A 1,105-nucleotide genomic window follows, 5' to 3' on the forward strand; every position below is an offset into this window, starting at 1 on the left:
TGTGGAGGGAACGCGGGGAAGTGAAACATCTCAGTACCCGCAGGAAGAGAAAACAACCGTGATTCCGGGAGTAGTGGCGAGCGAAACCGGATGAGGCCAAACCGTATACGTGTGATACCCGGCAGGGGTTGCGTGTGCGGGGTTGTGGGATCTCTCTTTCACAGTCTGCCGGCTGTGAGGCGAGTCAGAAACCGTTGGTGTAGACGAAGGACATGCGAAAGGTCCGGCGTAGAGGGTAAGACCCCCGTAGTCGAAACATCAACGGCTCGTTTGAGAGACACCCAAGTAGCACGGGGCCCGAGAAATCCCGTGTGAATCTGGCGGGACCACCCGTTAAGCCTAAATATTCCCTGGTGACCGATAGCGGATAGTACCGTGAGGGAATGGTGAAAAGTACCGCGGGAGCGGAGTGAAATAGTACCTGAAACCGTGTGCCTACAAGCCGTGGGAGCGTCGCGCATCAAGCTTGCTTGGTGCGTCGTGACTGCGTGCCTTTTGAAGAATGAGCCTGCGAGTTTGCGGTGTGTTGCGAGGTTAACCCGTGTGGGGAAGCCGTAGCGAAAGCGAGTCCGAACAGGGCGATTTAGTAGCGCGCTCAAGACCCGAAGCGGAGTGATCTAGCCATGGGCAGGTTGAAGCGGCTGTAAGAGGTCGTGGAGGACCGAACCCACCAGGGTTGAAAACCTGGGGGATGACCTGTGGTTAGGGGTGAAAGGCCAATCAAACTCCGTGATAGCTGGTTCTCCCCGAAATGCATTTAGGTGCAGCGTCGTGTGTTTCTTGCCGGAGGTAGAGCACTGGATAGGCGATGGGCCCTACCGGGTTACTGACCTTAGCCAAACTCCGAATGCCGGTAAGTGAGAGCACGGCAGTGAGACTGTGGGGGATAAGCTCCATGGTCGAGAGGGAAACAGCCCAGAGCATCGACTAAGGCCCCTAAGCGTACGCTAAGTGGGAAAGGATGTGGAGTCGCACAGACAACCAGGAGGTTGGCTTAGAAGCAGCCACCCTTGAAAGAGTGCGTAATAGCTCACTGGTCTAGTGATTCCGCGCCGACAATGTAGCGGGGCTCAAGCGTACCGCCGAAGTCGTGTCATTGCAGCTA

At 56.4% G+C, this 1,105-nt stretch carries 1 rRNA gene (cut by a window edge); it reads left to right on the forward strand.

The features are described 5' to 3' along the window. Positions 1-1,105, forward strand: a 23S ribosomal RNA gene (locus ACZ6JY_RS40695); its annotated part runs 1,945 nt beyond the window's last position; the annotation flags it as partial.

Source organism: Streptomyces sp. NPDC046335 (assembly GCF_055587985.1).